The sequence below is a fragment of the Anaerovibrio sp. genome (assembly GCF_051866355.1).
Classification (GTDB): domain Bacteria; phylum Bacillota; class Negativicutes; order Selenomonadales; family Selenomonadaceae; genus Anaerovibrio.
The window spans coordinates 1-5,181 of sequence record NZ_JBJDWZ010000005.1; the positions used below are offsets into that span (position 1 = coordinate 1).

Below are 5,181 nucleotides of genomic sequence, written 5' to 3' on the forward strand. Positions count from 1 at the left end.
ATAAATAATTTTCCTTATTTTCCCTTTTCTGTCAATGGCATGATAATATATAATATACATAGTGTTCACCAATAGATTTTCATACCGGCAGAGAAGCTTTCCTTCAGGGCTGAGCAGCATGCCCATCACTCAAAGAAGCTTTTTGCTATCTGCATACATGCCGGCTATGACATTTGACATCAGGGAGGTATTTTCATGACAAAAACATTCACCAGGCTACTCACCCTTCTCGCATTGATGATGCTGTTCTGCCAAACGGCGGCAGCAGAAAAAATCGAATTCAAGGATGACAGCTACAATTTCCACAACATAAAGAACATAGCTGTCTACGATTTGGATTTTTCCAAAGCTGACACCGGCAGCAGTATTCTGGAAAAATCTTTAAATGCCATGTATTTTAAAAAGGCGGCACAGGAAAAACTGTCTGTCATGAACTTTGAATCAATCAGCCGGAAAATGTCCCTGGCTCTGGGACAAGACATGGATATTCTGGCAGAAAAGGATTGGGATGCCTTCAACAAGCTTTATGATGAGCATCTGCCTGACTATGTGGACGCCTATGTAACAGCCGATGTATTACAATACGAAACGCAATCTATCTACCATCCGGAATATACCACATGGGAAACCAAAACCCAGAAATCATATGTCAAGGATTCCAAGGGCAACCGCATTGAGGTAGAGGACGAGGTTCTGGTACCTGTCACCCATCCGGCTTATTATTCATCAGTTATATACGAAAAAGTGGAATTCCATGTCTACGATGCCCGGACAGGACGCGAGGTGTACAGCCGTCAGGAGTGGCGCGACCGTGATGACGATGACGGCATCGACATGTTCGGGCGCATCTGCTCTGCCTTCTTCAAGGATTTGCGCAAGCTGACAAAATAAATTGCCGTTCAGTCAAAGCATAGACGTATTCACACTTCCCTATATCTAAAATAAAAATGCAGGCGTATACGTGCCAAGAAGCCGCTTCCCGCACATACCGCCTGCGTTTTTTATTTATACTGTATAATTTATTGATACTGCATTTTACTTATATTGTGCTTTTAATGCTCACACCTGGCCGCAAGCACTGACTCCCTGACAGCTGTCATGACCTCATCAAGCAATGCGTACCGTTTCCGGTATACGGCACGTTTCTTAGTTGGCAAATCTCCCTGCGCCTTGCGAAATTCCTGCACCGGCAGCATATAAAACCTTTTGTCATCGCTCAAAGCACCATGACAGCTTTCCCAGAACTCATCATAGGATACCTTCAGCTTTCTATCCCTGCGAAAATGATTATTGGCGTAAAAGCCATAATTGGACACGGCAGAAAGCTTGTTTATTCCCATTGCCTGCAAAAAATACAAAAATCCAAGATAAACAAAATTTTTCGGTCGACAGCCATACAGCTTTTTCGTCAGAAGCTTATTTACTTCCAAGCCATCCCTTGACCCCTGATGACACCCTATGCAGGCTGACATTTCATGGCTATCAGGCATGCTGTCCCTCAGCCAGAAATTGATATGATAAATAGTCACACCATCCCAAACCAGTGAGACAGTCAGGCAGCCCTCCTTGATTTCGCCATCCAAAAAATTTACATCAAGGCTCAGCTTTTTCCCTTCTATTACATTTTCCCATAGCGTCCATCTATTCTGCTCCTGCACATATATTTTTTCCATGATATATTCAGGAAGCATTTTCTCCATATACTGCCATGAAGCCACCGCGGCATTCAGCCTCTGGTCGATACGGGAACCGCGAAACAGCCACTGCCTGCTGAGCTGGGCAAAGACCTTCGGGTGCTGATGCAAAAATTTCCTGCGCAAAGGCGTTTTGGCAAAAAACTCCTGAAACCTCGTCACCTGCTTTTTATTACAATAGCAACGACAAATAAATACCAGCACACAGCGATAATTTATCCAGCGCCGGCAATCATAAATCTTTGTGCCAACGCCTGCCAATTCTCTCAATTTCATACCGTACCCCCATTTTTCGCATAAAAGATATTTGCTATCATTTATACGAAAAATATGGTAGATAATTACAATTATAATATAAAAACAGCGCTGCTATTCTCCTATAAGAATAACAACGCTGCCATCATCAGCACGAAACAAGCTTCAAAACTGTATACCCCGCATACGGGATATTGCTCTAAAACTAAATCAGATTCAGCCACGCAGGGACTTATAATCCTTGACAAACGCTGACTTATTCTGATTCATATACCGTATAGCCTCCTCCAAGTCTACCGGATCATTGTCATGGGTATGTCCCCAGAACACAAGGGCATTCGCCTCATAATTCCTGACAGGCGTACCATTCCAGACAAACTCATCCTTGATGGCGCCACCATGGTGCTTTACAGCAATTCCAGCCTCATTGTAGATAGCTGTAGAATATTTATGATTTGAACCCCATGCACCGCCCGAAACCTGCTCCAGTTCTTCTTCATTCATCTTTTCTATAACAGCATTGTCAGTCATCTTAATCCTCTCCCTTTAATATATTGCATTTTGTCTATTTATTTCTGGCTATAACAAAGTAATTATTTCTGAAAGGCTGTGCCCATAATAATGGTAGCACCCTGCTGCGTCTGAGTTGCCCTCCATATCTTAAACTGCTTTTTGTCAATAAATACACTGGTAGTCGGTACCCCTGTTGCGGAATCCTCTCTTTTTACCATGTATCCATCCGTTACAGAGCCATCCCCAGCCTTAAGCTGCTCCGGGCTGCAGTAATATGTCATCGGTGCACTATCATGGCCGCCACCGGACACCTCATCCAAAACCTCATCATTGAGCATCAATACATTTTCCTGTTCCATAAATACTAACTCCTCTCCATACTCCCGACTATTTTATGGTTGCCTGAGCGATCAATTCTCCCAGCTTACCCGTCAAATCCATTGCAGACTTGCCAAGCTCACGATCACGCTCGGTTTTGGCAATATCCAGCTTAGTTTTTTCATCCAGCCTGTGCTGATATAAATCCTGCATCTGTGAGGACGTCGTTGTTGGAGATTCAACCTCCAGCAGACCACCGGATATTTCATTTAGCTCATTATCTGACATTTTACCATTTCTCATCTTTTGTTCCCCCTTTTGAACATCTTCTTATTTCTTATACACGGCAATAAAGCAAATATTACACAGCAATCTGAAAAAATCCGGATAACTTATTACCACAATCTCCTGAACTGGATGCTTGCCATAACATCCTTATCATGTGCCCCCTTTTGGAAGCCCAGCTCCGTGGACAGCTGCCAGCCCGGCTGGAACTCCGTTTCCGTGGCCAGTGATGTCACAAAATGCGTCCTGTCCATGCGGCTGGCCTTGCTATAGGTGCGCTCAAGAAGCCTGCTGGTATCCTGCTCCTGATAATTAGTACCCGTCAATGCCTGCCGTATGCCAAAACGCAGATTCAGGCTGCCCTTTGGCAAAAAGCGGGAAAATTCCATGCCACCTTCAACGGCAGAATAAAAATTATGCCCTCCTGCCACATCGTATGCCTTGATGGAACCGGATTCCTTATAGCCTTCATTTTTCATGTAGGAAAGCTGTACTGCACCATACGGACTTGCCTGCCATGTCTTCGCCCCGGGAGCATGCAGTGCATGCTTCCACTCGCCGCCCAGCTCAAAAATATAGCTGTTGTAGCTGGCCTTGACAATGTTCGGTATGCCGAGGAAATTTACGCCGCGGCTGCGCCTGCCGTAGATATAGCCCATATCTGCATACCACATAAGGGTATCAGCTCCTTTGTTCAGGCCGCTATAATATCCCAGCCTGGTATCCTGCACATTCTCACTGCCATCTGCATGGCCATAACTGCTGGTGCTATAGGAAGCAAATACACCGTCACGCCCGTACTCTCCCTGCTTCCAGTCATAGCCCAGGGTAACTGCACTGCCGGTATAGTTGGAGCTTCCAGATGTATTGCCCCAGTTTTTGGTAAACTTCACCCACGATGTTTCCTGCTTCTCTTCCGGAAGCATAACAGGAATCTCCACACTCATGCCATTCCCTTCATCAAGGGAAGCACCGCCTATGCTCAATGTGGCAGGCGCCTGACCAAAGGCCGTAGCAAGGCGCGATGACAGCACACGACTGGCAAGGGTAGAGCCCTGAGTGGCCGTTGCTCCACCACTCCCTGCTTTATCATTGGTGTTCAGCTCATCAATGGCCTTCAACGCATTTCCCTTACTAAGCCCATAGAAAGCCCGCAGCTCACGCTGGGAACCATCATCTGAAAACCGATTAAAGTTCCTATTGATGGAAGCATAATCAGCCGCCTGGGAAGCTGAAGCGCCGGTAAGATTTTCTATAGCCTTGGCAGAAATACTGATTTTATTTTCTGTACCTGTAGTAATAGTGCCGGATAAATCCAGCAGACCTGCATCCTGTATACTAATATTTTCTGCCGTCATGCTGTCAGCACGGATAACATCCTTGCTCTCTCCCGGCAGCATACTTACTGCCGTAACTGTAGAACCGCTGATATCGGCCGTGCCTTTTACCACAATAGTTCCGCCATTACCGCCGCCATGAGCTTGCAATGTACCAGTAGATGTAAGCAAATTATAATTATCTGATGTCTCGTTACTGCTGATAACCATGTTGGCATTACCGCTCAACGGACCTATTGTGCCTTTATTAATAAAAACTCCTGTTTCGCTATCTACACCACCAGAAGCAAACACGGTAATTTTATTTACTTTGTAACTTCCGCCCAGCAAGGTTGCATTTTCATTCACCATAATACTTACTACATCTGCACTACCGGAATGTTTCAATATACCGCTATTTACCTTCACTTTCATGTTATCACTACCGATGATGTTGCCATCCAGCTCCGTATTGCCTTGAAAGTTTAGGTTAGTTACCAACTCACTACAATATTTGTCATAATCAAAACTATTGTCATCATACTGTATCTGTAATTTTTCGCCAGTATTATGATTTTCTCCCCAACCTCCGTCATAGTATCCATTACCAAAATGCTTCCAGTCAGAAACAATATCTCCTTCTATCTGTGCGCCGTCATTAACATCAATCTTATTCACAAAAGCATTCTTTGCAATATAAACAGCATGGTCTTTGCCATACAGCTTTCCATTCACAGTCAGACTGCCCATAGGCCCTTCTAAATCACCATCAGCAATGCTATCCCTGTCAGTAACAACAT

General features: G+C 44.7%; 6 protein-coding genes. 1 reads left to right on the plus strand and 5 read right to left on the minus strand.

Going from position 1 to position 5,181, the window contains the following annotated elements:
- Window positions 1-195 precede the first annotated feature (195 nt).
- Window positions 196-891 carry a hypothetical protein gene (locus ACI3UA_RS00195; RefSeq protein ID WP_439722812.1) on the plus strand — a complete coding sequence of 232 codons (696 nt, stop codon included), beginning with the start codon at window positions 196-198 and terminating at the stop codon, window positions 889-891.
- A 161-nt stretch (window positions 892-1,052) separates the two neighbouring features.
- Here the strand turns inward: ACI3UA_RS00195 and ACI3UA_RS00200 are convergent, their stop codons facing one another.
- The 5 genes from ACI3UA_RS00200 to ACI3UA_RS00220 all read right to left on the minus strand — a co-directional run bounded on the left by ACI3UA_RS00200 (window position 1,053) and on the right by ACI3UA_RS00220 (window position 4,612).
- Window positions 1,053-1,970: a VirK/YbjX family protein gene (locus ACI3UA_RS00200; protein WP_439722813.1), complete on the minus strand. Its 918-nt coding sequence runs from the start codon at window positions 1,968-1,970 to the stop codon at window positions 1,053-1,055.
- 195 nt (window positions 1,971-2,165) lie between these two features.
- The gene (locus tag ACI3UA_RS00205; protein ID WP_439722814.1) at window positions 2,166-2,480 is read right to left on the minus strand and encodes a bacteriocin; all 315 of its coding nucleotides are present in this window, start codon (window positions 2,478-2,480) and stop codon (window positions 2,166-2,168) included.
- 62 nt (window positions 2,481-2,542) lie between these two features.
- Window positions 2,543-2,821 (minus strand): hypothetical protein, encoded by a 279-nt coding sequence (locus tag ACI3UA_RS00210; protein WP_439722815.1) that lies wholly within the window; start codon window positions 2,819-2,821, stop codon window positions 2,543-2,545.
- A 28-nt stretch (window positions 2,822-2,849) separates the two neighbouring features.
- Entirely contained in the window at window positions 2,850-3,083 is a 234-nt protein-coding gene (locus ACI3UA_RS00215; protein ID WP_439722816.1) for a bacteriocin, read from the minus strand.
- 92 nt (window positions 3,084-3,175) lie between these two features.
- On the minus strand, window positions 3,176-4,612 hold the full coding sequence (locus ACI3UA_RS00220) for an autotransporter domain-containing protein (protein ID WP_439722817.1): 1,437 nt from the start codon (window positions 4,610-4,612) through the stop codon (window positions 3,176-3,178).
- Window positions 4,613-5,181: the final 569 nt, after the last annotated feature.